Consider the following 22,305-nt stretch of genomic DNA (forward strand, 5'->3'; position numbering starts at 1 on the left):
ATGTATGTTTTCTAGATTTTTTATATGAAAAACACATGTTTTTTAGGTGAGATAAATCTAAAAAGCATGTGTTTTTTTATTAATAGTTTAAATAATTCAATAGTTTATTTAGGTCATTGATTTGTTCTTGTAAACTTGCTCCAATAGTCGTATCTCTTACGTATTTTCTATCCACAGGTCTATCCACAATTCGTTTGACTGAAGCAATATCATCGTTTTGTAAAATAACTTCTTCTATAGAGGAAAAAGGTTTATGAGCAACTAATTGCATGCCGTAAGAATTATATAAAAGAGTATATCCGGCGATACCGGTTGTTTTTTGATAAGGTTTTGAAAATCCTCCATCGATTACTAACATTTTTCCTCCTGCTTTAATAGGTGTTTCTCCCTTAATCTCTTTAACAGGAGTATGACCATTTATAAGGTGGCTATCTTTCTTGTTTAGACCAAATTCAGAAAGAATAAAAGAAATCGTTTCTTGATTCTCTCTAAGTTTATAATAAGCATTTTTTTCTTCTATGTGAGTTTCCTTGTCTTTAATGAAATATCGTTCAAAAGTAGTCATTTCTTTTTTTCCGAATAATGACGAATTTTCTCCTGACCATAAATACCAAAGTAAATCTGTGTCGATATCGTTATGACTATGTGGATTAGCGTAAGCTCTTCTTAAGCTGGTTTCAAAAAAATCTAATAGATATTTCCCTTTATACGCGTGTCCGTTGATATGGAAAGCTTTTAATGAACCATCTTGGTTTAAAGGAACGCAACCGTGAATAAGTAAGTTATCATTGTAGACCAGGTACATATTTCCTCTTCTTACTAAAAAATCAGTATGGCGTTTTAATTTTTCTGAATGGATAAAGTTATGCATTAAACGTTCAATAATATCTTCTTCTTCCAATGTTAATTTAGTGGGATTATTAGGATCTACTGTCATGAAACAGGTGTTGGTTAAAGTATACTTTTTTCCTTTTAGGTGAACCGATAAGTCAGTGTAGTCGACAGTTGTTAAAAATTTTCTATGATCCATATTAAACTCTTGTCGCCTAGAAACCAATTGTTCCTCTAATTTGAATTGTAAAATAGCGGCTGCTTGATGTATTTTGGTTGTCTCTAACAGCTCTTCTTTTGAAGATATCGTTTCAGGTGTTGTTTTCGGTTGAAATACTGGATTATCTAGGTAGTACTTTTCTGCATAAGTCAGTAACGGTCGTAAGTTGATACCATAAGTATCTTCAATAATATCTAAGTTATTATATCTTGCTGAAATGCGAATGATATTCATCATACAAATAGGAGAACCTGCTGCTGCACCAATCCAAATGATGTCATGATTTCCCCATTGTATATCGACTGAATGGTAATTCATTAAAGCGTCAATAATTTTATCTGGTGCAGGTCCTCTATCATATATATCGCCGACAACGTGTAAATGGTCTATAACTAAACGTTGGATAGTGTAACACAGGTCAATAATTAAAGCGTTTCCTTGTTTGAGCGTCAAAATATTAGAAATGATTTGATTATAATATTCTGCTTTATCAGCATTAGTTTTTACTTGATAAAGTAGCTCCTCAATGATATATGAAAAACGTTTTGGTAAAGATTTTCTTAATTTTGAGCGAGTATATTTACTCGCACTAAATTTTATTAAACGAATTAATTGATCAATTGTTTGTCTATACCAATTAGCGTTAATTTGTTTTTCAAGATGTTTTAATTTTTCCTCGGGATAATAAATAAGTGAAGCAAGGTTCTGTTTTTCATTAAAAGTTAATTCATTATTAAAGACATCATTTATTTTTTCTTTTACATTACCCGATCCATTTCTTAATAAATGTTGGAAAGCATTGAACTCCCCATGTAAATCACTAACAAAGTGTTCAGTGCCTTTTGGTAAGTTTTGAATCGCTTTCAAATTTATGATTTCGCTAATAATGTTTTCTTCATTTTCATACTGTTTATAAAGTAAATCAAGATATTTATTTTGTTCTATCATATAATCTAAACCTTTTCTTTTTACCTTAATAGTAGTCTATCATACATTATTAGTCAATATATACCAATTAGTAAAAAATACCTAATTGTCAAACGATAAAAAAATTTGTATAATTTGTAAGGATGGGGTAGGTGATAAAAAATGAGAAATGAAATGATGTATCGTCCAGTTTTAAAAGATGAAATAATAGAATTACTTAGGCATAGACAACCGGAAATGAGCGGTAAAGTAGGAAAAGTCCAAGAAGAAGCTAAAGAAACAGGAGTACCAGTTATTCCAAATGAAACAGCGACGTTTTTACGATTTTTCTTAAAACAAATTAAAGCAAAAAATGTTTTGGAAATTGGCACTGCTATTGGTTTTTCTGCTAGTTTGATGATAGAGGCTATGGGAAAAGATAGTCATGTGACGACGATTGACCGATTTGACGTTATGATTAGGCGAGCAAAGAATACATTTGAACAATTAGAAATTGAAGATCAAGTAACTTTACTAGAAGGTGACGCAAAAGATTTATTAGGAACTCTTGATGGGCCATATGATTTTATATTTATGGATAGTGCAAAATCAAAGTATATTGAGTTTTTACCAGAATGTTTAAGGTTAGTAAAAACAGGTGGCGTGATTATGATCGATGACGTATTTCAAGCGGGAACAGTCATGCATGATATAAAGGATATACCTAAGAGCCAGCGAACTATTTATCGAAAATTAAATCAATTATATGATACCGTACTAGGAAATGAAGACTTATCTGTCACGATTCTTCCCTTAGGAGATGGCGTATTAATGATTTCAAAAGAAGTGGATAATGTACACTTAAAAAGTGACAAGGGAATGTGATAGAGTCACATTCCTTATTTTTTATTAAAATAAAAAACCCAACTGATAAATAAATTAACAGTTGGGTTAAATAACGTCGCAGGAGGGATTCGAACCCCCGACCGTTCGCTTAGAAGGCGAATGCTCTATCCAGCTGAGCTACTGCGACTGAATGAATAAGTAGTATTGGTTGTTTCAAACAACAGAATAATCATAAACAATTTTCACAGGATAGTCAACTGTTTTTTTATAAAAATTTATTTTTTAAAAAAACCTATGTAAAAGGAAAAACAGAAGAAAAAATGGATGATAAACAAACGGAATTTTAAAAAACTAGACAAAAAGTAGAAGTATGATGTATACTTACAAAAGTATTGTTGATATTATGGGGAAATTAAACAATATAACAATTAATTTATGTGTAAGGGGAATATACAATATGGGGAAAATCGATCCACGAGTCATTAAAACTCGTAAAAAATTAAGACAAGCTTTTCTAGATTTGTTAAAAACACGTAGTTTGAGTGAAATGAACATCAAAGATTTAACAAATCAAGCAGGTGTTACTAGAGGTACTTTTTATTTACATTATCGAGATAAAGATACATTTATTGAAACCATTATGGAAGAAATCATTGAAGATTTCTATGAATCAGTGGTGGAGTACATTCCTTATCAAGGTGATGAAGAAAAACAAATTCCACGAATTGTTTTAGATCGTGTGTTTGCTTATATTGGTAACTCACCAGAATTTTTTGTTACGTTACTAAATGAAAACGATGCAGAAGATTACCGCGTATTATTTAGTGAACGTTTATATGACTACGTATTAGCTCATGTGAACTATGGTAACTCTATCCCAGTTAGAAAAATGCCAAAAGAATTGGTAAATAACTTTGTTGTATACTCGTTGCTAGGTATTTCAAATGCGTGGGTTAGTGAAGGTCAGATTTACGCGAATCATTATATTGCCGCAATGGTATCAAAAATGTATCGCTCTGAATTGTTTATTGAAGTTGGGTTGTCCGACTTTTTTGTATCTGAAACACTCTAATTTATAGAGAATGGTCAAAAGTTATTGACCGTTCTCTTTTTTTTTGGTAGAATGTTAATGTTGTATTTGTGTGCACCACAACTACAACCGCACGAAACAAGTATTAAGAACGCAAGTCGCTTGTAACGGCGAGTCTAAGTATAGAAGAAGGAGGTGCGGAACAAACATGTACGCTATTGTAAAAACTGGTGGAAAACAAGTTAAAGTAGAAGTAGGTCAAGCCATTTACGTTGAAAAATTAGACGTAGAAGCTGGCGGTAAAGTTGTGTTTGATGAAGTCGTTTTAGTAGGTGGAGAATCAACAAAAGTTGGAACACCACTTGTTGAAGGAGCAACTGTTGAAGGAACTGTTGAAAAACAAGGAAAACAAAAGAAAGTTGTCACTTACAAATATAAACCTAAAAAAGACAGTCATCGTAAACAAGGTCATCGTCAACCTTATACAAAAGTTATGATTGAAGCAATTAATGCCTAATTTTTAGAAAGTAGGTATGCTTGTGATACAGGCTAAATTTAAGCAAACTGAGACCGGTGACTTTTTATCATTTGAAATGGATGGACATGCTGAATCAGGTCCTTATGGATACGACATAGTGTGTGCAGCAGCATCTGCTTTGTCAATTAATACGATAAATAGTATTAACGAACTAGCAGACTATATGCCCATTTATGAAATGGAGTCAGGATATCTTTATTTTGAAAGATTGGATTCTTTATCAGATAAACAAATTGATATAACAAATTTATTGGTTCACAGTTTATTAATTGGGCTACGCTCAATTGAAGCTGATAATCAAGCATTTATACAAGTTAAACTCAGTCAAGGAGGTGCAAATCCATGTTAAAAATGAATTTACAATTATTCGCCCATAAAAAAGGTGGAGGTTCTACTACTAACGGTCGTGACTCAAGATCAAAACGTTTAGGTGCTAAACGTGCTGATGGTCAAACTGTATCAGGTGGATCAATTTTATACCGTCAACGCGGAACAAAAATTTATCCAGGTGAAAATGTTGGTCGTGGTGGAGATGATACATTGTATGCAAAAGTGGACGGAGTTGTTCGTTTCGAACGCAAAGGTCGCGAAAAAACACAAGTATCAGTTTATCCAGTGGCTAAATAATTAAAACTCTAAAGCAGCTTATTCGTTGGGATAAGTTGCTTTTTTATTTTGTTTGATTTTATTTCCTTGATAAGTTTGTTATAATAAAAAGTAGCATAATGAAAAGAGGGCGACGTAAATGATGGAACGTGTAGAAAAATTACGAAGTAAAATGGTGGAACGTGGAATAGATAGTTTTTTAATTACAAATTCATATAATTTAAGATATTTAACAGGCTTTACTGGAACAACAGGTATTGCGTTAATCACTCTAGACAAAGCATATTTTATTACAGACTTCAGATACACTGAACAAGCAAGTGAACAATGTGTAGGATATGAAATTGTTAAAAATGTTGAACCAGCTTTTAATGTTGCTGCTGATCTAGTGAATCAATCTAAAGTTCAAAATATGGCATTTGAAGAACAAACAGTATCGTTTTTCCAATACACTGTGTTAGAAGAATTAGTAGATGTTGATTTAATACCAGTAACAGGAGTGATTGAAACTTTACGTGAAGTAAAAGATATCGCTGAGATTGAAACCATTCGTAAAGCTTGTCAAATTGCTGATGCTGCCTTTGAACATATTTTAACTTACATCAAACCTGGAATGACTGAAATACAAGTAGCAAATGAATTAGACTTTTATATGAGAAGTTTAGGAGCAAGTGGTGTATCATTTGATACAATTGTCGCAAGTGGATTACGTTCAGCTATGCCACATGGTGTTGCAAGTGATAAAGTTATCGAAGTTGGCGATTTTATTACGATTGATTTTGGTTGTTATTATAATGGGTATGTTTCTGATATGACAAGAACGATTTCTTTAGGTGAACCAAGTGAAAAATTGAAAGAAATCTATCAAATTGTTAAAGAAGCACAACAATTGGTTTTGGATACAGCTAAGCCAGGTATGACTGGTATAGAATTAGATGCAGTAGCAAGGGATTATATTGCTGAAAAAGGATATGGTGATGCTTTTGGTCATTCAACAGGACATGGAATTGGTTTAGAAATTCATGAAGGACCAAATGTTTCTAAATTAGCTGAAAAAATGTTTGTTCCAGGAAATGTTATCACAAATGAACCAGGAATTTATTTGCCAGGAATTGGTGGGGTTCGAATTGAAGATGATATGTTAGTGACAGAAGATGGTATTGACCGATTGACACATTCTCCAAAAGAGCTTATTATTTTATAGATAATTCATGTGAAAAATAGTATTTTAGGAGGCCGTTATGATATCAGTTAATGATTTAAAAACAGGCTTAACAATTGAAGTAGATGGTAATATTTATCGTGTCATTGAATTTCAACATGTTAAACCAGGAAAAGGTGCAGCGTTTGTTCGAACAAAATTAAAAAATTTACGAAATGGAAATACTGCTGAAAAAACATTTCGTGGTGGAGAAAAAGTCGCAAAAGCTCAAATAGATAATAAAAAAATGCAATATCTTTATGAATCTGGAGGCAGTTATGTCTTTATGGATATGGATACTTATGAGCAACTAGAGTTACCACAAGAACAGATAGCAGAAGAATTAAATTACTTATTGGAAAATAGCGAATGTCATATTATGATGTATGGAACAGAAACTATTGGAATAAATCTTCCAAATACGGTAGAATTAGAAGTCAAAGAAACAGAACCAGGAATTAAAGGAGATACATCATCAGGGGGATCAAAACCTGCTGTTATGGAAACAGGGTTAGTTGTCCAAGTACCATTCTTTATTAATGCTGGTGACCGTTTGATTATTAATACAACTGATGGGTCATATGTTTCTCGTGCATAGTGATAAACTAAAGGAGGAAGTTTAATGTCAGAAAATAAAAATTTGGTATTAAGTAACCAAAATCAAGCGATTGATGGAGAAATTGTCGTTGCTCCTGAAGTCATAGAAGTTATTGTTGGTATTGCTGCATCCAAAGTATCTGGTGTTTATGGTATGCGCGGTAACTTAGCATCTAACGTTGCTGAACTGTTTGGAAGTTCTGTTCATGACAAAGGTGTGTATTTAACAAATGATGCTGGCAAGATTAAAATTGACCTGTATTGCTTCTTGAATTATGGTGTATCAGTGCCTAAAACAGCTATTGATATGCAAGAAAAGGTGAAACAACAGGTTCTTTATATGACAGATTTAGAGATAGCAGAAGTAAATGTCCATGTTGTTGGCGTTGTTCCTGAAAAAACAACATTGCCAGATTTAAATGAATTATTTGATTCAGAAGATGAGGAAGATTAGAGTGGGATTAACAAGACACCAATTAAGAGAAGTAGCTTTTCAAACAATTTTTTCAATGATGTATCAAGAAGATGCTGCAATTATTGATTCCATTAGTTATACACTATCACTAATGGATGAGAGTTTTGAGTTAGAGGAAGAAGATTTAGTGATTCCTACTTATTTAGAAGTGGTTGTAACTGGGATTACGGAAAAACAAGACATACTTGACGAAGTGATTGAAAAACATTTGAAAGGATGGAAAATTAATCGTTTAGCTAAAGCTGATTTGATTATTTTACGTCTAGCCATTTTTGAAATGCTATATTTAAAAGATATACCTAACAAAGTATCATTGAATGAGGCGCTTGAATTAGCTAAAACGTATAGCGATGACGAATCGAAACGTTTTATTAATGGTGTTTTGTCATCAGTATTAGAAGATATAGAAACAGAAACTGTTTAATCATAAAAGACAAAAAGATTAATTTCTTTTTGTCTTTTTAAATAAGCTACTAGGAGTTTTTGTAAGTAAGTGTTAATGGCTAGTTTAATATGTTTATGTATAAAAATAAAGTAGATAATGTCTTCAACTAACGTAAATAGAAATGAAAGTATTCAGTAATTTTTATTGTTGAAATATAAATTCATAGTATAATAAGAACTAATTATGATAAGATGACCTTTAACTAAGGAATATTATCATAATTAGTTTTTTTATTAAACGAGATGATATTTTTTATCAAAAATAGCTTATGATACAATAGAACGAAATGAAAAAATGAGGGGATGGAGACTATGACAGTAATTTTAGACGGGAAAGCATTAGCAAATAAAATGCAAGAAGATTTAGCCAATGAAGTGGCAGAATGGAAAACTAAAGGTTATCGTATACCAACACTTGTGGTCATTTTAATCGGAGAAGATAGTGCAAGTAAGGTATATGTTAAAAATAAAGAGAAATCAGCACAAAAAATAGGATTTAATTCAATTGTGAGACGATTAGATACAACGATTAAAGAAGAAGATCTTTTATCAATTATTGAATCATACAATCAAGATGATTCAGTAGATGGTATTTTAGTTCAACTACCGCTACCAAAACATATAGATGAAGAAAAAGTATTATTAGCCATTGATCCTAGAAAGGATGTGGATGGTTTCCATCCTTTAAATGTTGGAAAATTATTTGTAGGAGATCCAGACATGCATCCATGTACTCCATATGGCATTATTACTTTGTTAAAAGAGCATAATGTTCAACTTGCTGGGAAAAAAGTTGTGATTATTGGTCGAAGTAATATCGTCGGTAAACCATTGATGCATATGATGTTGAATGAAGATGCGACTGTGACAATTGCTCATTCAAAAACAAAAAATTTGAAGGATGAAACGCTAACGGCAGACGTGTTGGTAGCTGCAATTGGACAAGCTGAATTTATCACATCAGATTATGTGAAAGAAGGAGCTGTTGTGGTTGATGTTGGAATGAATCGTAATAGTGAGGGCAAATTAGTTGGAGATGTTGATTACCAAGATGTATTGCCAAAAGTTAGTGCCATCACACCTGTTCCAGGAGGCGTTGGACCAATGACTATAACGATGTTAATGGAGCAAACCATGAACCAGGGAAGAAAGTATTGTGGTGAAGAAAAAGAATGACGGGAAAAAATTATTTAACAGTAACAGCCTTAACAAGGTATTTAAAACGAAAATTTGAAGCAGATCCTTATTTGGAGAAAGTTTATTTAACTGGAGAAGTATCAAATTTTAGACCTAGAGCAAACAGTCATCAATATTTTAGCTTGAAGGATGAAAAAGCTAAATTATCTGCGGTGATGTTTAAAGGTGCTTATCAAAAATTAAAATTTCAACCAGAAGAAGGCATGAAAGTTTTAGTAGTTGGTCGAATTTCGCTTTATGAAGCATCAGGAAATTATCAAATTTATATTGATCATATAGAACCAGATGGTGTAGGAGCGCTTTATCAAGCTTATGAACAGCTTAAAAATTCGCTAAATCAAGAAGGGCTATTTAAAGAAAGTCATAAACAACCATTAGTTAAATATCCTAAACGCATTGCTGTTGTCACTAGTCCTAGTGGCGCGGTAATTAAAGATATTATCACAACTATTCAAAGACGTTATCCGATTGCACAACTCGTTTTATTTCCAACAAAAGTTCAAGGAGACGATGCCTCTAAAGAAATTGCTCAACGGATTAGAGAAATTAATGAGATAGGAAGTTTTGATACCATGATTGTTGGTCGTGGTGGAGGTTCTATTGAGGATTTATGGTCTTTTAATACGGAGGAAGTTGTAAGAGCGGTATTCGAATCCAGAACGCCTGTTATTTCATCTGTCGGGCATGAAACAGATACGACACTGACTGATTTAGTGGCCGATGTTAGAGCGGCAACACCTACTGCAGCTGCAGAATTAGCAGTTCCAGTATTAAAAGAAGAGTTAATAAAAATTCGTGAAAAACAAATGCGTTTATACAATGCATTAAATAATCAGTTGAAACATAAACGGGCTAACTATGATAAATTGAGTCAGTCAGTGATGTTTAAGCAACCGAATAGATTATACGAAGCCTTTTACTTACAATTAGATGGTTTAGACAGACGTTTGAAACAAACCATTATAAATACATTGCATGAAAAACAAACGCAGTGGCAAAAGCAATCTGAAAAATTAATGCTTAAAAATCCTTCAGAACAAATAAAAAGACGTCATCAAGAGCTTACTTTTTTTGAGCAATCACTTAATCGTTCGATGCAACAGCTGTTACTTAATAAAGAAAAGCATTTTTATCAAGCTACTGAATCACTTGATTTATTAAGTCCTTTAAAAACAATGAGCAGAGGATATAGTTATGTTACGAAACAACAACATATTGTAAAAAGCGTATCAGATGTTAAAATTGAAGATGAAGTGACGTTAAATGTATCAGATGGTAAAATAATAACAATTGTAAAAGAAATAGAAAGCGATGGGATGATATGACCAAAGAAAAACAAACATTTGAAGAATCAATGGAAGAGTTAGAAACGATTATTAAAGGGCTTGAATCAGGGGATGTTCCGTTAGAAATAGCTTTAGAAAAATTTCAACGTGGTGTAGAATTAAGTAAGCAGTGTCAAGAAACATTAGCTAATGCCGAAAAGACCTTAACAAAAGTCATGAGTCAAGATGGTCAAGAAATAGAGTTTGAAGCTAAAGGAGAGTAATGATGACAAATTATTCTGATTTTGTCGCAATGAATGCACCAAAGATTGAACAAAGTATTTGTGAATTTATTCGGGAAGAAACGATTGGAGAAGAATTAACTAAATCAATGATTTATTCTATTAAAGCGGGTGGAAAAAAATTTCGTCCACTTCTTTTTTTAGCAACGTTAGATTTATTTGATTACTCTATTACACAGTCTGAATATGATGTGGCAAGTTCACTTGAAATGATTCATACCTATTCGTTGATTCATGATGATTTGCCAGCGATGGATGATGATGACTTACGTCGTGGAATGCCAACAAATCATATTGAATTTGGAGAAGCGTTAGCTATTTTAGCAGGAGATGGGTTGTTAACTGAAGCGTTTCACTTATTATCTTTGGCTGATATTGAGTCTGAAAAGCTAGTTAAAATCATGGAGATATTATCAGCTAGTGCTGGTACAAAAGGAATGATTGCAGGACAAGTAGAAGATATACAGGCTGAGAATAAACCAGTTTCTTTGGAAGAGTTGCAGAAAATTCATGAGAAAAAAACAGGAGCATTAATAAAAAGTGCTGTCGAAATGGCGTGTATTATAGCGGATGTTAATATCTTTGTTCAGGATAAACTAGAACAGTATGCAACTGCTTTAGGGATTGCATTTCAAATTCGTGATGATTTACTTGATGTTATTGGGGATGAAGCATTAATCGGTAAACACACTGGTAGTGATGAAAAGTTAAATAAATCAACTTATGTATCCCTATTGGGATTATCTGGTGCTAGAAAAGCTTTTTATGAGAAATGTGATGAGGCAAAAGAAGCGTTGAATCAAGTCAAATTAGAGTTAAAACGCCCAATAATTGATTTGACAATATTAGATGAAATACTAAAAGAATTGAAGGAAATAGAATGAAAGAAAAAGTAGGAAAAGAACGTGTTGATGTTCTTTTAGTGCAACAAGGACTGTGTGAAACAAGAGAAAAAGCAAAACGGACAGTCATGGCTGGTTTAGTTTGTGATGAAAAAAATATTCGTTATGACAAGCCTGGAGAAAAAATTCCGATTGCAACTGAACTTAGATTAAAAGGACAAGTAATGAAATATGTGTCTCGTGGTGGTTTGAAATTAGAAAAAGCAATTGAAGTATTTAATATTGATTTTTCAAACCGAACCTTATTGGATATTGGGTCATCAACTGGAGGATTTACTGATGTTGCCTTACAAAATGGGGCGATGATGAGTTACGCTTTGGACGTCGGCTCTAATCAACTTGCATGGAAATTAAGACAAGATGAACGTGTTGAAGTCATGGAAAAAACGAATTTTAGATATGCTAAGTTATCGGATTTTAAATTAGGTCAACCAAATATTGCCACAATTGATGTTTCGTTTATTTCATTAAAATTGATTATTCCAGTCTTACGAAACATCATTTCGGAAGATGGAGAAGTTGTGGCATTGATTAAACCACAATTTGAAGCAGGAAAAGAACAAGTGGGAAAAAAGGGAATTGTTCGAGATAAAAAAGTGCATATGGATGTATTAAATAAAATGATTAGTATGATGACGGAATCTCAATTTGACGTAGTGAAGTTAGACTATTCTCCAATTACTGGTGGGGAAGGGAATATAGAGTTTCTTGCTTACTTAAGACCTTGCCAAACAACCGGAAATTATTTGGGACGTGAAATAATAGAAGAGTTAGTAGAAAGAGCCCACAATCACTTGAATGAATAAGAGAGGTCAGGCTGAGTATGAGAAAATCCGAACGACAAAAACTAATAAAAAAAATAATATTTGAAGAAAATGTTGGGAAACAAGAAGAGTTAGTTATAATGTTAAAAGATCGGGGTATACCTGTCACACAAGCAACTGTATCAAGGGACATTAAAGAATTAAATTTAATTAAACAAGTTGATGAAAATGGGGTTTTTAAATATTTTTTACCTAAAAATGACACAGCTGAAAAGCGTCGTTTAGAAAAAATGATGGGAACATCATTTATCAGTATTGATACGATGGACAATTTAGTGAATCTTCAATTAGAGCCTGGAGTTGGGGTGATTATTGGTAAGTTAGTCGAATTTGTTTATGAAGAAAGTTTATTTACTGTTGTATCTAACGATGATAAATTACTCATTATTACGCGAACCCATGAACAAGCGCGTATGTTAGAAAGAGAAATTTTATCTATGACATAATGGAGTGATGACTGATATGATTCAAGAGTTAACAGTTCAGGATTTTGCGATTATTTCTAATTTAACAATTCCTTTTCGAGAAGGTATGACCGTCTTAACAGGTGAAACTGGCGCGGGAAAATCAATTATTATTGATGCAATGGGACTTATTGCTGGTGGTAGAGGATCAATTGATTATATACGAGATGGGGCAGAAAAGTGTCGTATTGAAGGGTCTTTTTTTGTGTCAGATAATGAAGATGTAGCAACTTTTTTAGAAAAAAATGGAATAGAGCCATCAGATGGACAATTGGTGATACAGCGTGAAATTTATCGTACTGGACGAAATAATTGTCGCATTAACGGACAACTTGTTACTACAAAAATATTACGAGAAATAGGACCATATATAGTAGATATTCATGGTCAAAATGAACATCAAGAATTAATGCATGTTTCTAATCATTTGCATTTATTAGATCAATATGGCATGAAACAATTAGGTAATGAATTAACAGTTTATCAAGAAAAATTTAAGAACTACATGTCTCTTAAAGAGCACGTCAACCATTTATTAAATAATGAAAAAGAATTTGCTCAACGAATGGATATGTTAACGTTTCAGTATAAAGAAATAGAATCCGCACAGTTGACGGATGGAGAAGAAGAAACATTAATTGAAGAACGACGTAAATTAATGAATTTCCAAAAAATTATGGATTCATTAAAGAAAACCTATCAATATTTAGATAATGAAGAATTAAATGCTGTCACATTAAGTGGTGCTGCGATGACTGAAATGGAACAAATAGAAACGATTGATGAGGAGTATTCTGAAACAACAGAACTATTAAGAACAGCTTATTATTCCTTGCAAGAAGCAACCGGGAGAGTTAGTAGTTCTTTGGAGCAGCTAGAGATGGATGATGAGCGACTGATTGTCATTGAAAATAGACTAGATGTCATTAGACAGTTGAAAAGAAAATATGGTGATAGCGTTGGTGAAATATTAGAATACTTTAAAGGTATATCAGAGGAATTGTCGGAAGAATTAGGAAATACAACGGATGTTAATAAATTAACAGAGAAATTAGAACAGGACAAAAATGAGTTAAATAAATTAGCTAAAAATATTAGTCAAATACGTCGTAGTGTTGCAAACGTATTAGAAAAAAATATCATGAAACAATTAGCGAGCCTTTACATGGAACAAGCAATCTTTAAAGTTGATTTTATAGAGACTGAATTAACAATAAATGGACTAGATAAAATTGAATTTTATTTATCTACTAATGTTGGTGAATCTCCTAAGCCATTAACAAAAATTGTTTCAGGTGGAGAATTATCTCGTATTATGTTGGCTTTAAAAACTATTTTTTCTGCCACACAATCAGTGACAAGTATTGTATTTGATGAGGTAGATACGGGCGTTAGTGGAAGAGTAGCTCAAGCAATTGCTGAAAAAATTCATCAAATAGGAAAATATTCGCAAGTTCTTTGTATTACCCATTTGCCACAAGTTGCAGCTATTGCCGATACGCAATATTTTATTAGAAAAGTAGTTAAGGATAATCGTACGCAAACAATCGTTAATGAATTAACAAAAACCGAAAGGGTCAATGAAATAGCAAGAATGTTATCTGGTGCAGATGTTACTGAGTTAACCAAAGAGCATGCTAAGGAATTATTAGCTTTAGCAAAAAAAGGCCACTAACTGATTAAATGTTAGTGGTCTTTTTTAGTTAAATAATTCCTAAGGCTGCTAAAGAGGTTAAAACTAAGCCGCCAATTGTTACAATAAGCATAATCCATATTACAACTTTAGTTATTTTATTAAATGTTGATTGTGGTTTTTTATCCATTATGTTGTATTCACTCCAATATTATAGTTATTATGCTATATTTTACAATGAGATTTATAAAAATAGCAAGAAAATCAATAAAATGTAAAAAAATGCTTAAATAAATTGAAAGACAGCAGAGTAATGCTTATAATAGAATTAATTAAATGTCTACGAAGGGATAAAAAGAATGCCAAATTTTACAGTTGCACTATTTTTTTGGTACTTATTTCCAGTTATAGTGATTATTGCAAGTAATTTACTTGTAAAAAAAACAAATATTGATAAAAAGTATGGTATAAAAACACCGGATATAGCAACACCGTTCTTTTTTATAGGGCTTCACTTTGTATCCGTAGGAACGTTAGGTAAAAGCTTTTTAGCATATGTCTTTTTAATGATTTTTTTCATAGGGATGATTGTTGCAATTATGCTTGCTTATTATTTTCATGATATCAATTATCGACGCTATTTTAAGATTTTGTGGCGGATTGCTTTTTTAGTAACATTAATGATTTATGTTGTTTTGATTATCGGTAGTATTATTTTATTTTTAAAACGTTAGTATGCATCTTCTATTAGGTAGAAGATGCTTTTTTGATAATTATTTAAAATCTATGATAAATTATAATTTTTTTTATAAGAATGTGGTAGAAAGTGGGGTAATGTGGTAGACTGAAATTATTGAGTGGCGTTGTGAGGTGACCTAGTTATGTTTATGGGAGAATTCCAGCATAATATTGACTCAAAAGGACGTCTAATCGTTCCCTCTAAATTAAGAGATTCTCTTGGTGAACGATTTATTGTTACCAGAGGAATGGATGGCTGTTTATTTGGTTATACACTAGAGTCTTGGTCTCGCCTAGAAGAGAGTATGAAAAACATGCCACTTACTAAAAAAGATGCTAGGACATTCGTTCGATTTTTTTATTCCGCAGCAACAGAGTGTGAAATAGATAAGCAAGGACGTATTAATATTCCTATTAAATTAAGACAATTTGCAGGATTAGAAAAACCTTGTATCATTATAGGGGTATCCGATAGAATCGAAATTTGGAGCGAAAATCGCTGGTTAGCATTTTCTAAAGAGGCTGAAGAAAATTTTGATGATATCGCAGAAAGCCTTATTGATTTTGGAATATAAGTAAAAATGGAGAATGAAAATGTCAGAAACATTTAAACATATTACTGTTCTATTAAAAGAAACAGTAGATGGATTAAACATAAAATCAGATGGAATATATATAGATTGTACATTAGGTGGTGCTGGGCATAGTCAATATCTGTTGTCCCAGTTATCCAATAAAGGCCATTTGTATGCCTTTGATCAAGATGAACGTGCAATTGAACACGCTAAAAAATTTTTATTAGATGAAGTAGAACAAAATAAAGTAACGTTTGTTAAAAGTAATTTTCGTTATCTAAAAGAAAAAATGAATGAATTAGGTGTCCAACAAGTAGATGGAATTCTTTATGATTTGGGTGTGTCATCACCTCAGTTAGATGAAGCAGAAAGAGGATTTAGCTACCATCAGGATGCACCATTAGATATGAGGATGGACCAAACAAATTATTTAACGGCTAAAGAAGTTGTAAATGAATATACTTATGAACAATTAGTTAAAATATTCTTTAGATATGGTGAAGAAAAATTTTCAAAACAAGTGGCTCGCTTGATTGAAAAACGACGGATTGAAAAACCAATTGAAACAACGGGAGAGCTAGTTGAAATTATTAAAGAAGCTATACCAGCACCTGCTAGACGAAAAGGTGGACATCCAGCTAAACGTATTTTTCAAGCGATTCGTATTGAAGTAAATAGTGAGTTGGATGTTATTAGTGAAACACTTGAACAAGCCATTGATTTACTGAAACCAACTGGTCGAATTAGTGTCATCACATTTCATTCATTAGAAGATAAGCTAGTGAAAAACATTTTTAAGGAATACAGTACACCTCAAGACTTGCCACCTGGACTGCCTATTATACCAGTTGAATATCAACCTGATATAAAATTAATTAATAGAAAACCAATCGTGGCCTCAGATGAAGAGCTTGGGATGAATAATCGATCTCGTAGTGCTAAATTACGTATTATCGAAAAAATAGCTCCTGAAAGGGTGGATTAACATGTCTCTGCCAGAAAAGCAAAGTCCATTTACATATAATGATTCTCCAGTTAACTCACCTGTTAGTAAGGAGAATAGTACATTGGAAGAAGTGCAACCCCCAATAATTCCACAGAGTAAATTGAAAAAAGTGACTAAATTAGAAAAGTTTATTTTCACTGTATTTATTGCAACATTTTTATGCTTGGCGGTTGCAACTATTCGAATGACAACCTATATTAACCGTGAGGAAGAAGCTATTTCTTCTCTTCAGGCAGATAGCAAACAGATGCAACAAGATATTGAAACTCTTGATCAAGAGAAAAATGAGTTGCAACGAACTGAACGTTTGAAAAAAATTGCCGAATCTGCTGGAATGCAAATGCGTGATGAGAATATAAGGAAAATAAAATGATGAAAAAAATAAAAGAATTTTTTAGAAAAATAAACAAAAAAATACAAGAAAAAAGTTTAACACCAGCAGGCAATAGAAAAAAAGTGGGGGTTATCCTGTTTTATGCTTCTATTGCTGTTTTTGTTTTAATTTCTTTACGTTTCGTTTACATCATAACAGTTGGTAAGGTCGGTTCGCAAAGTCTTGATTCTGAAAGACAAAAAATATATCAAGGAAGTAGCGTTATAAAAGCAAAACGTGGAACCATTTTCGATCGTAATGGGCTGCCACTTGCTGAAGATGCTACTTCTTATTCGTTATACGCAGAACTTGACAAAAACTATAAAGGGATTAATAACGTGGAGCTTTTTGTGCATGATAAAGATCATGATAAAATTGCTGATATTTTAAATAAGTATACTGGAATTGATAAAAAACTTGTTTTAGAACAATTAACACCTAAGAAAAATAAAGACGGTAAGTTAATTACTAATGTAGAATTTGGTTCTAAAGGAAAAAATCTAAGTTTAGAAACTAGAAACAATATTGAGGAAGCATTAAAAAAAGAGAATATTACTGGTATCTATTTTAAGGAGCACCCTGACAGATTATATCCGAATGGAAAATTTGCTTCTTATTTCATAGGATATGCACAACCAGAAGATACGGATAAAGAAAATAGTAAATTAAGTGGTAAAAATGGACTAGGTATAGAAAATACCTATGATAATGTGTTAAAAGGAGAGGATGGATTTAAGTACTATCAAAAAGATAGCAAGGGAAATGAACTTCCTGGGACAGAAGTCATTGATAAAAAAGCTAAAGATGGACAAGATATTTATACAACGTTAGATACTAACTTACAAACAAGGCTAGAAGATGTGATGGATAGTGTGAATGAAAAAGCTAAACCAGAGGATATGACAGCTATTTTAATGGATGCTAAAACTGGTGATATTTTAGCAGCGTCACAACGACCAACTTTTGATCCACAAACAAAAGAAGGATTATATAAAGAAAAAGGGCAACCTGATCCTGTTTGGGAAAATTTACTTGTTCAACGACCGTTTGAGCCTGGTTCTACGATGAAAGTTTTTACTGTTGCAGCAGCCATTGATTCGGGAAAATTTCCATATAATGAGACATTTACCTCAGGACGAACTCAGTTATATGATGCCACAATTAGTGATTGGGTACCGGCTGGAAAAGGACAGTTGACGTATAGACAGGCATTGGCTTGGTCAAGTAACGTTGGTATGGTTAATTTGGAACAAAAAATGGGTTCAATATGGCCAGAGTATTTGGAACGTTTTGGATTTGGTCATTCAACTGATTCTGGATTACCGCTTGAGGCAACAGGAAGTATTAGTGATAAAAATCCTGTTGATATGGCAATGACAGCTTTTGGACAAGCTATTTCTGTGACAAATATGCAGATGATGCAAGCATATACAGCTATAACAAATGAGGGTAAAATGTTAAAACCGCGATATATTAAGAAAATAGTGGATAAAGATGGAAAAGAAAAAGAAATTAAAACAGAAGTGGTAGGAGAACCAATAAAAGCTGCAACAGCAAAAACAGTTCTTGAATACATGCAAGATACTGTCAATGACGAAATATATGGGACTGGGTATGGTATTTATAATATTGATGGTGTGAATGTTTCTGCGAAAACAGGAACAGCCCAAATATTTGAAAATGGCCAACTTTTAACAGGAGCCAATGATTATATTTATTCAGTAGTTCAAATTGCACCAACAGAAAATCCAGAATATATCATGTACGTTACAATGAAAAAACCAGTGATTACTGGTGAATTCGGGTCACCATCAGAATTAATTTCAGAAATATCAAACGGTATGTTAAAACATGCTTTTAAGGTAGATACCACAACGGATAAAGGAGAATAACATGAACGGAGTAGAATTATTAATACCATTATCATTGGCAGTGGCTTTTGTATTGATGGTTATGCCACTATTTATAGGTTATTTTAAAATGAAGAAAATGGGACAAGCGATTCGTGAAGAAGGTCCTGAAGGTCATCTTGCAAAATCAGGGACACCAACTATGGGAGGAGTTGTTTTTTTAATAAGTATTTTGTTAACTTCTCTTATTGTTGGTGCTTGGCAAAAAGAAATGACATTTTCTTTTTGGAGTATTTTATTTATTTTGTTTTTATATGGACTATTAGGATTTCTTGATGATTTCATTAAAGTGTTTAAAAAAAGAAATTTAGGATTAAATTCAACACAAAAATTAATTGGTCAAATTATTGGTGGGATTATTCTTTACGCTGTGATGAAATCAAATAGTGTAACAGATGAATTATTTATCCCATTGATTGGAAATGTTAATTTTGGCTTTTTATATGGATTGTTTGCTGTGATTTGGTTGGTCGGATTTTCAAATGCAGTGAATTTAACAGATGGTATTGATGGTTTAGTATCTGGTTTAGGTATGATTTCTTTTGGAACCTATGCTATTATTGCATACAAACAAGAACAATTTGCTATTGAATTGATTTGCCTAGCAACTGTTGGAGCGCTTTTTGGCTTTTTAATTTTTAATAAAAAACCAGCAAAAATTTTTATGGGAGATGTTGGTTCTCTTGCTTTAGGTGGTATGTTAGCCACTATTTCTATTTTACTTCATCAAGAATGGACACTTTTATTAATCGGTTTAGTGTATGTTATAGAAACACTTAGTGTCATGTTACAGGTAGCATCATTTAAATTAACAGGCAAACGTATTTTTAAAATGTCTCCAATACACCACCATTTTGAATTAAGTGGTTGGTCAGAATGGAAGATAGACATTGTTTTTTGGATAGTAGGATTAGTGATGTCAGCATTGACATTGGGCATTTTATATAATTAAGGAGATATCAAGGATGAAACAGTCAAAGCGTTATGCAAATGAAAAAATTTTAGTATTAGGGTTAGCTAGAAGTGGTGTTGCCGCTGCTAAGTTATTGCATGAATTAGGGGCATTTGTTACAGTCAATGATGCGAAAAAATTAGAAGATAACAAAGAAGCTCAAGAATTATTAGAAGCAGGTATAACAGTTATTACTGATAGTCATCCTTTAGATCTTCTTGATGAAGGATTTTCTCTTATTGTGAAAAATCCTGGGATTCCTTACACGAATCCTATTCTCGAGAAAGCAATAAAAAAAGAAATTCCAATTATTACAGAGGTGGAATTAGCGTATCAAGTCTCAGAGGCACCTTTTATTGGCATTACAGGAACAAATGGTAAAACAACAACAACAACCATGATTAAGCAAATATTTGATACGTATCAACCTAATAAGGCACTTTTAGCTGGGAATATTGGTTTTCCAGCAAGTGATGTTGTATTAAAGGCTACAGAAGATAATGTATTAGTAACAGAATTATCGAGTTTTCAACTAATGGGAATTGATGAATTTACGCCTGAGATAGCAGTTATTACTAATATTTATGAAGCTCATATTGATTATCATGGCTCAAGAGAGGAATACGTTAAAGCTAAATGGCGCATTCAAAAAAATATGACAGAGAATAATACATTAATTTTAAATGCTGATTTACCTGAAATCGTTAAATTATCCAAACAATCTAAGGCAACCGTGATTTATTTTTCAGTATCTAGAAAAGTTAATGGAGCTTATTTGGAAAAAGATTGGTTAATGTATCAAGGTGAAAAAATTATAGAATTAAATGAATTAGGTGTTCCAGGTTCGCATAATGTTGAGAATGCTCTAGCAGCAATTTGTGTAGCAAAAGTTTCAAATATAGATAACGAGTCAATAAAAAAAAGTTTGTCACTCTTCTCAGGTGTTCCTCATAGAACAGAGTACATTGGGACATATAATGGAATCAAAATATACAATGATTCAAAAGCGACTAATATTTTAGCTGCTAAAAAGGCAATTAGTGGATTTGATAATGAAAAATTAGTATTAATTGCTGGAGGGCTTGATAGAGGAAACTCTTTTGATGGATTTATACCAGCTATTGAGCAACTAAAAGCTATTGTATTATTAGGCGAGACAAAAGATAAATTAAAAGAAGCAGCCAAAAAGGCGCAAGTATCAGAAATTATTTGTGTTGATAACATGAAAGAAGCAGTGAAAGAAGCCTTAAAAGTTGCACAGTCAGAGGATACGATTCTTTTGTCGCCGGCATGTGCTAGTTGGGATATGTATCCTAACTTTGAAACTCGTGGAGAAGAATTTGTAGCAGAAATAACTAAACAAGTAGGGAATTAATGATGAGAGTACTAGTATCAGGTGGAGGAACAGGTGGACATATTTATCCAGCTATTTCTATCGTTCGTTATATTAAAGAAAAATACCCAGATTCAGAATTTTTATATATTGGAACAGAAAAAGGGCTAGAAAGTCAGTTAGTGCCTAATCAAAATATTCCATTTAAAACAATTGAAATTCAGGGGTTTTATAGATCACTAACGTTAAAAAATTTTAAAACAGTGTATTTATTTTTAACAAGTATTAAGCAAGCTAAAAAATATATTAAGGAATTTCAACCTGATATTGTGATTGGAACAGGTGGATATGTTTGTGGATCGGTTGTTTATGCAGCGAGTAAATTAAATATTCCCACAATTATTCATGAACAAAATAGCGTGGCGGGTATGACGAATAAGTTTTTATCAAAATATGTTGATAAAGTAGGAATTTGTTTCACTGATGCAGCCGAGTATTTTCCAAAAGAAAAAGTTGCACTAGTAGGGAATCCTCGAGCTCAAGAAGTGATGATGGTAGACAAAAAAAAGGTGTTAGAGGGGTATGGTTTGGATTCTGATAAGCCCACTATCGTTATCTTTGGTGGCAGCCGCGGAGCTCAAACGATTAATAACGCGATGAAAGAAGCATTACCACTATTTAAAGGAAAACCATACCAGGTATTATATGCTTCTGGGACTATTTATTTTGATGAGTTTAAAGAAAAAGAAGAGCTAATTAAGCAATTAACTAATGTAACAGTAGTGCCATATATTGATAATATGGTTGACGTTTTAATCAATGTAGAAGCACTAGTTGGGAGATCAGGTGCGACTAGTATGGCAGAAATTACGGCATTAGGATTACCTTCGATATTGGTTCCCAGTCCTAATGTTACGGATGATCATCAAACGAAAAATGCAAAAAGTCTTGTTGATAATCAAGCAGCATTGATGATTAAAGATAGTGAATTGACAGGAAAATTATTGGTTGAACAAGTGGATAAATTAATGTTAGATGATCAATATAGACAAACTATGGCAAAAGCATCAAAAGCTGAAGGGATTCCTGATGCAATGGATCGCTTGTATGGTTTGATTCAGGAACTAACCTAATTTA

At 32.6% G+C, this 22,305-nt stretch carries 26 protein-coding genes, 1 tRNA gene and 1 other annotated feature; of the genes, 24 read left to right on the top strand and 3 right to left on the bottom strand.

Going from position 1 to position 22,305, the window contains the following annotated elements; all coding sequences use genetic code 11:
* Window positions 1-79: 79 nt before the first annotated feature.
* On the bottom strand, window positions 80-1,999 hold the full coding sequence (locus MN581_RS04630) for a fructose-1,6-bisphosphatase (protein WP_117972523.1): 1,920 nt from the start codon (window positions 1,997-1,999) through the stop codon (window positions 80-82).
* Between the two features lie 141 nt (window positions 2,000-2,140).
* Between MN581_RS04630 and MN581_RS04635 the strand changes: the two genes are divergently transcribed.
* Window positions 2,141-2,842 (top strand): O-methyltransferase, encoded by a 702-nt coding sequence (locus tag MN581_RS04635; protein WP_117972524.1) that lies wholly within the window; start codon window positions 2,141-2,143, stop codon window positions 2,840-2,842.
* 74 nt (window positions 2,843-2,916) lie between these two features.
* Here MN581_RS04635 and MN581_RS04640 read toward each other — a convergent pair.
* A tRNA-Arg gene (locus MN581_RS04640) sits at window positions 2,917-2,990 on the bottom strand.
* A 270-nt stretch (window positions 2,991-3,260) separates the two neighbouring features.
* Here MN581_RS04640 and MN581_RS04645 point away from each other — a divergent pair.
* The 15 genes from MN581_RS04645 to recN all read left to right on the top strand — a co-directional run bounded on the left by MN581_RS04645 (window position 3,261) and on the right by recN (window position 14,323).
* Window positions 3,261-3,875, top strand: coding sequence for a TetR/AcrR family transcriptional regulator (locus MN581_RS04645; RefSeq protein ID WP_158559374.1), 615 nt, complete (start codon window positions 3,261-3,263; stop codon window positions 3,873-3,875).
* Window positions 3,876-3,950: 75 nt separating this feature from the next.
* Window positions 3,951-4,021: a sequence feature (ribosomal protein L21 leader region), on the top strand.
* A 20-nt stretch (window positions 4,022-4,041) separates the two neighbouring features.
* Window positions 4,042-4,350: a 50S ribosomal protein L21 gene (gene rplU / locus MN581_RS04650; protein ID WP_071456389.1), complete on the top strand. Its 309-nt coding sequence runs from the start codon at window positions 4,042-4,044 to the stop codon at window positions 4,348-4,350.
* 22 nt (window positions 4,351-4,372) lie between these two features.
* On the top strand, window positions 4,373-4,720 hold the full coding sequence (locus MN581_RS04655) for a ribosomal-processing cysteine protease Prp (RefSeq protein ID WP_117972526.1): 348 nt from the start codon (window positions 4,373-4,375) through the stop codon (window positions 4,718-4,720).
* A complete protein-coding gene (gene rpmA, locus MN581_RS04660; RefSeq protein ID WP_071456391.1) occupies window positions 4,714-4,998 on the top strand; it encodes a 50S ribosomal protein L27 in 285 nt (94 codons plus the stop codon). Before MN581_RS04655 ends, rpmA begins: the two co-directional genes overlap by 7 nt.
* 118 nt (window positions 4,999-5,116) lie before the next feature.
* On the top strand, window positions 5,117-6,181 hold the full coding sequence (locus MN581_RS04665; RefSeq protein ID WP_117972527.1) for a Xaa-Pro peptidase family protein: 1,065 nt from the start codon (window positions 5,117-5,119) through the stop codon (window positions 6,179-6,181).
* 37 nt (window positions 6,182-6,218) lie between these two features.
* Window positions 6,219-6,776 carry an elongation factor P gene (gene efp / locus MN581_RS04670; RefSeq protein WP_117972528.1) on the top strand — a complete coding sequence of 186 codons (558 nt, stop codon included), beginning with the start codon at window positions 6,219-6,221 and terminating at the stop codon, window positions 6,774-6,776.
* Window positions 6,777-6,800: 24 nt separating this feature from the next.
* Window positions 6,801-7,229 carry an Asp23/Gls24 family envelope stress response protein gene (locus MN581_RS04675; protein ID WP_117972529.1) on the top strand — a complete coding sequence of 143 codons (429 nt, stop codon included), beginning with the start codon at window positions 6,801-6,803 and terminating at the stop codon, window positions 7,227-7,229.
* Complete coding sequence (nusB, locus tag MN581_RS04680) at window positions 7,225-7,674, top strand: transcription antitermination factor NusB (RefSeq protein WP_117972774.1); 450 nt, start codon at window positions 7,225-7,227, stop codon at window positions 7,672-7,674. Before MN581_RS04675 ends, nusB begins: the two co-directional genes overlap by 5 nt.
* A 332-nt stretch (window positions 7,675-8,006) precedes the next feature.
* Window positions 8,007-8,870, top strand: coding sequence for a bifunctional methylenetetrahydrofolate dehydrogenase/methenyltetrahydrofolate cyclohydrolase FolD (folD, locus tag MN581_RS04685; protein ID WP_117972530.1), 864 nt, complete (start codon window positions 8,007-8,009; stop codon window positions 8,868-8,870).
* A complete protein-coding gene (gene xseA / locus MN581_RS04690) occupies window positions 8,867-10,216 on the top strand; it encodes an exodeoxyribonuclease VII large subunit (protein ID WP_117972531.1) in 1,350 nt (449 codons plus the stop codon). The genes folD and xseA overlap by 4 nt, the downstream gene beginning before the upstream one ends.
* A complete protein-coding gene (locus tag MN581_RS04695; protein WP_117972532.1) occupies window positions 10,213-10,440 on the top strand; it encodes an exodeoxyribonuclease VII small subunit in 228 nt (75 codons plus the stop codon). The genes xseA and MN581_RS04695 overlap by 4 nt, the downstream gene beginning before the upstream one ends.
* 2 nt (window positions 10,441-10,442) lie before the next feature.
* Window positions 10,443-11,342, top strand: coding sequence for a polyprenyl synthetase family protein (locus tag MN581_RS04700; protein ID WP_158559376.1), 900 nt, complete (start codon window positions 10,443-10,445; stop codon window positions 11,340-11,342).
* A complete protein-coding gene (locus tag MN581_RS04705; protein ID WP_117972534.1) occupies window positions 11,339-12,166 on the top strand; it encodes a TlyA family RNA methyltransferase in 828 nt (275 codons plus the stop codon). The genes MN581_RS04700 and MN581_RS04705 overlap by 4 nt, the downstream gene beginning before the upstream one ends.
* Before the next feature lie 17 nt (window positions 12,167-12,183).
* A complete protein-coding gene (locus tag MN581_RS04710; protein ID WP_117972535.1) occupies window positions 12,184-12,630 on the top strand; it encodes an ArgR family transcriptional regulator in 447 nt (148 codons plus the stop codon).
* A gap of 16 nt (window positions 12,631-12,646) precedes the next feature.
* On the top strand, window positions 12,647-14,323 hold the full coding sequence (recN, locus tag MN581_RS04715; RefSeq protein WP_117972536.1) for a DNA repair protein RecN: 1,677 nt from the start codon (window positions 12,647-12,649) through the stop codon (window positions 14,321-14,323).
* 28 nt (window positions 14,324-14,351) lie between these two features.
* Here the strand turns inward: recN and MN581_RS04720 are convergent, their stop codons facing one another.
* Complete coding sequence (locus MN581_RS04720; protein WP_117972537.1) at window positions 14,352-14,474, bottom strand: DUF4044 domain-containing protein; 123 nt, start codon at window positions 14,472-14,474, stop codon at window positions 14,352-14,354.
* Window positions 14,475-14,640: 166 nt separating this feature from the next.
* Between MN581_RS04720 and MN581_RS04725 the strand changes: the two genes are divergently transcribed.
* From MN581_RS04725 to murG, 8 genes are all read left to right on the top strand, one after another.
* Window positions 14,641-15,015, top strand: coding sequence for a DUF3397 domain-containing protein (locus tag MN581_RS04725; protein WP_117972538.1), 375 nt, complete (start codon window positions 14,641-14,643; stop codon window positions 15,013-15,015).
* A gap of 147 nt (window positions 15,016-15,162) precedes the next feature.
* Window positions 15,163-15,594 carry a division/cell wall cluster transcriptional repressor MraZ gene (gene mraZ, locus MN581_RS04730; protein ID WP_117972539.1) on the top strand — a complete coding sequence of 144 codons (432 nt, stop codon included), beginning with the start codon at window positions 15,163-15,165 and terminating at the stop codon, window positions 15,592-15,594.
* 19 nt (window positions 15,595-15,613) lie between these two features.
* Complete coding sequence (rsmH, locus tag MN581_RS04735; RefSeq protein ID WP_241699283.1) at window positions 15,614-16,579, top strand: 16S rRNA (cytosine(1402)-N(4))-methyltransferase RsmH; 966 nt, start codon at window positions 15,614-15,616, stop codon at window positions 16,577-16,579.
* Between the two features lies 1 nt (window position 16,580).
* Window positions 16,581-16,973 (top strand): cell division protein FtsL, encoded by a 393-nt coding sequence (locus MN581_RS04740; protein WP_117972541.1) that lies wholly within the window; start codon window positions 16,581-16,583, stop codon window positions 16,971-16,973.
* The gene (locus MN581_RS04745; protein ID WP_117972542.1) at window positions 16,973-18,865 is read left to right on the top strand and encodes a penicillin-binding protein 2; all 1,893 of its coding nucleotides are present in this window, start codon (window positions 16,973-16,975) and stop codon (window positions 18,863-18,865) included. Before MN581_RS04740 ends, MN581_RS04745 begins: the two co-directional genes overlap by 1 nt.
* Before the next feature lies 1 nt (window position 18,866).
* Window positions 18,867-19,835, top strand: a complete 969-nt coding sequence (gene mraY / locus MN581_RS04750; protein ID WP_117972543.1) for a phospho-N-acetylmuramoyl-pentapeptide-transferase — start codon at window positions 18,867-18,869, stop codon at window positions 19,833-19,835.
* A 13-nt stretch (window positions 19,836-19,848) separates the two neighbouring features.
* Window positions 19,849-21,210 (top strand): UDP-N-acetylmuramoyl-L-alanine--D-glutamate ligase, encoded by a 1,362-nt coding sequence (murD, locus tag MN581_RS04755; protein ID WP_117972544.1) that lies wholly within the window; start codon window positions 19,849-19,851, stop codon window positions 21,208-21,210.
* 2 nt (window positions 21,211-21,212) lie between these two features.
* Window positions 21,213-22,301 (top strand): undecaprenyldiphospho-muramoylpentapeptide beta-N-acetylglucosaminyltransferase, encoded by a 1,089-nt coding sequence (gene murG, locus MN581_RS04760; RefSeq protein WP_117972775.1) that lies wholly within the window; start codon window positions 21,213-21,215, stop codon window positions 22,299-22,301.
* Window positions 22,302-22,305 lie beyond the last annotated feature (4 nt).

Source organism: Vagococcus sp. CY53-2, from assembly GCF_022604695.1.
Classification (GTDB): Bacteria; Bacillota; Bacilli; order Lactobacillales; family Vagococcaceae; genus Vagococcus.

Coding starts and splice junctions, on each gene's coding strand:
- recN (WP_117972536.1), top strand. CDS start 12,647: ATGATTCAAGAGTTAACAGTTCAGGATTTTGCGATTATTTCTAATTTA.
- rsmH (WP_241699283.1), top strand. CDS start 15,614: ATGTCAGAAACATTTAAACATATTACTGTTCTATTAAAAGAAACAGTA.
- MN581_RS04645 (WP_158559374.1), top strand. CDS start 3,261: ATGGGGAAAATCGATCCACGAGTCATTAAAACTCGTAAAAAATTAAGA.
- MN581_RS04695 (WP_117972532.1), top strand. CDS start 10,213: ATGACCAAAGAAAAACAAACATTTGAAGAATCAATGGAAGAGTTAGAA.
- mraY (WP_117972543.1), top strand. CDS start 18,867: ATGAACGGAGTAGAATTATTAATACCATTATCATTGGCAGTGGCTTTT.
- MN581_RS04740 (WP_117972541.1), top strand. CDS start 16,581: ATGTCTCTGCCAGAAAAGCAAAGTCCATTTACATATAATGATTCTCCA.
- MN581_RS04675 (WP_117972529.1), top strand. CDS start 6,801: ATGTCAGAAAATAAAAATTTGGTATTAAGTAACCAAAATCAAGCGATT.
- MN581_RS04665 (WP_117972527.1), top strand. CDS start 5,117: ATGATGGAACGTGTAGAAAAATTACGAAGTAAAATGGTGGAACGTGGA.
- rplU (WP_071456389.1), top strand. CDS start 4,042: ATGTACGCTATTGTAAAAACTGGTGGAAAACAAGTTAAAGTAGAAGTA.
- MN581_RS04630 (WP_117972523.1), bottom strand. CDS start 1,999: ATGATAGAACAAAATAAATATCTTGATTTACTTTATAAACAGTATGAA.
- folD (WP_117972530.1), top strand. CDS start 8,007: ATGACAGTAATTTTAGACGGGAAAGCATTAGCAAATAAAATGCAAGAA.
- MN581_RS04745 (WP_117972542.1), top strand. CDS start 16,973: ATGAAAAAAATAAAAGAATTTTTTAGAAAAATAAACAAAAAAATACAA.
- MN581_RS04705 (WP_117972534.1), top strand. CDS start 11,339: ATGAAAGAAAAAGTAGGAAAAGAACGTGTTGATGTTCTTTTAGTGCAA.
- xseA (WP_117972531.1), top strand. CDS start 8,867: ATGACGGGAAAAAATTATTTAACAGTAACAGCCTTAACAAGGTATTTA.
- rpmA (WP_071456391.1), top strand. CDS start 4,714: ATGTTAAAAATGAATTTACAATTATTCGCCCATAAAAAAGGTGGAGGT.
- murD (WP_117972544.1), top strand. CDS start 19,849: ATGAAACAGTCAAAGCGTTATGCAAATGAAAAAATTTTAGTATTAGGG.
- efp (WP_117972528.1), top strand. CDS start 6,219: ATGATATCAGTTAATGATTTAAAAACAGGCTTAACAATTGAAGTAGAT.
- MN581_RS04725 (WP_117972538.1), top strand. CDS start 14,641: ATGCCAAATTTTACAGTTGCACTATTTTTTTGGTACTTATTTCCAGTT.
- MN581_RS04635 (WP_117972524.1), top strand. CDS start 2,141: ATGAGAAATGAAATGATGTATCGTCCAGTTTTAAAAGATGAAATAATA.
- mraZ (WP_117972539.1), top strand. CDS start 15,163: ATGTTTATGGGAGAATTCCAGCATAATATTGACTCAAAAGGACGTCTA.
- MN581_RS04710 (WP_117972535.1), top strand. CDS start 12,184: ATGAGAAAATCCGAACGACAAAAACTAATAAAAAAAATAATATTTGAA.
- murG (WP_117972775.1), top strand. CDS start 21,213: ATGAGAGTACTAGTATCAGGTGGAGGAACAGGTGGACATATTTATCCA.
- MN581_RS04700 (WP_158559376.1), top strand. CDS start 10,443: ATGACAAATTATTCTGATTTTGTCGCAATGAATGCACCAAAGATTGAA.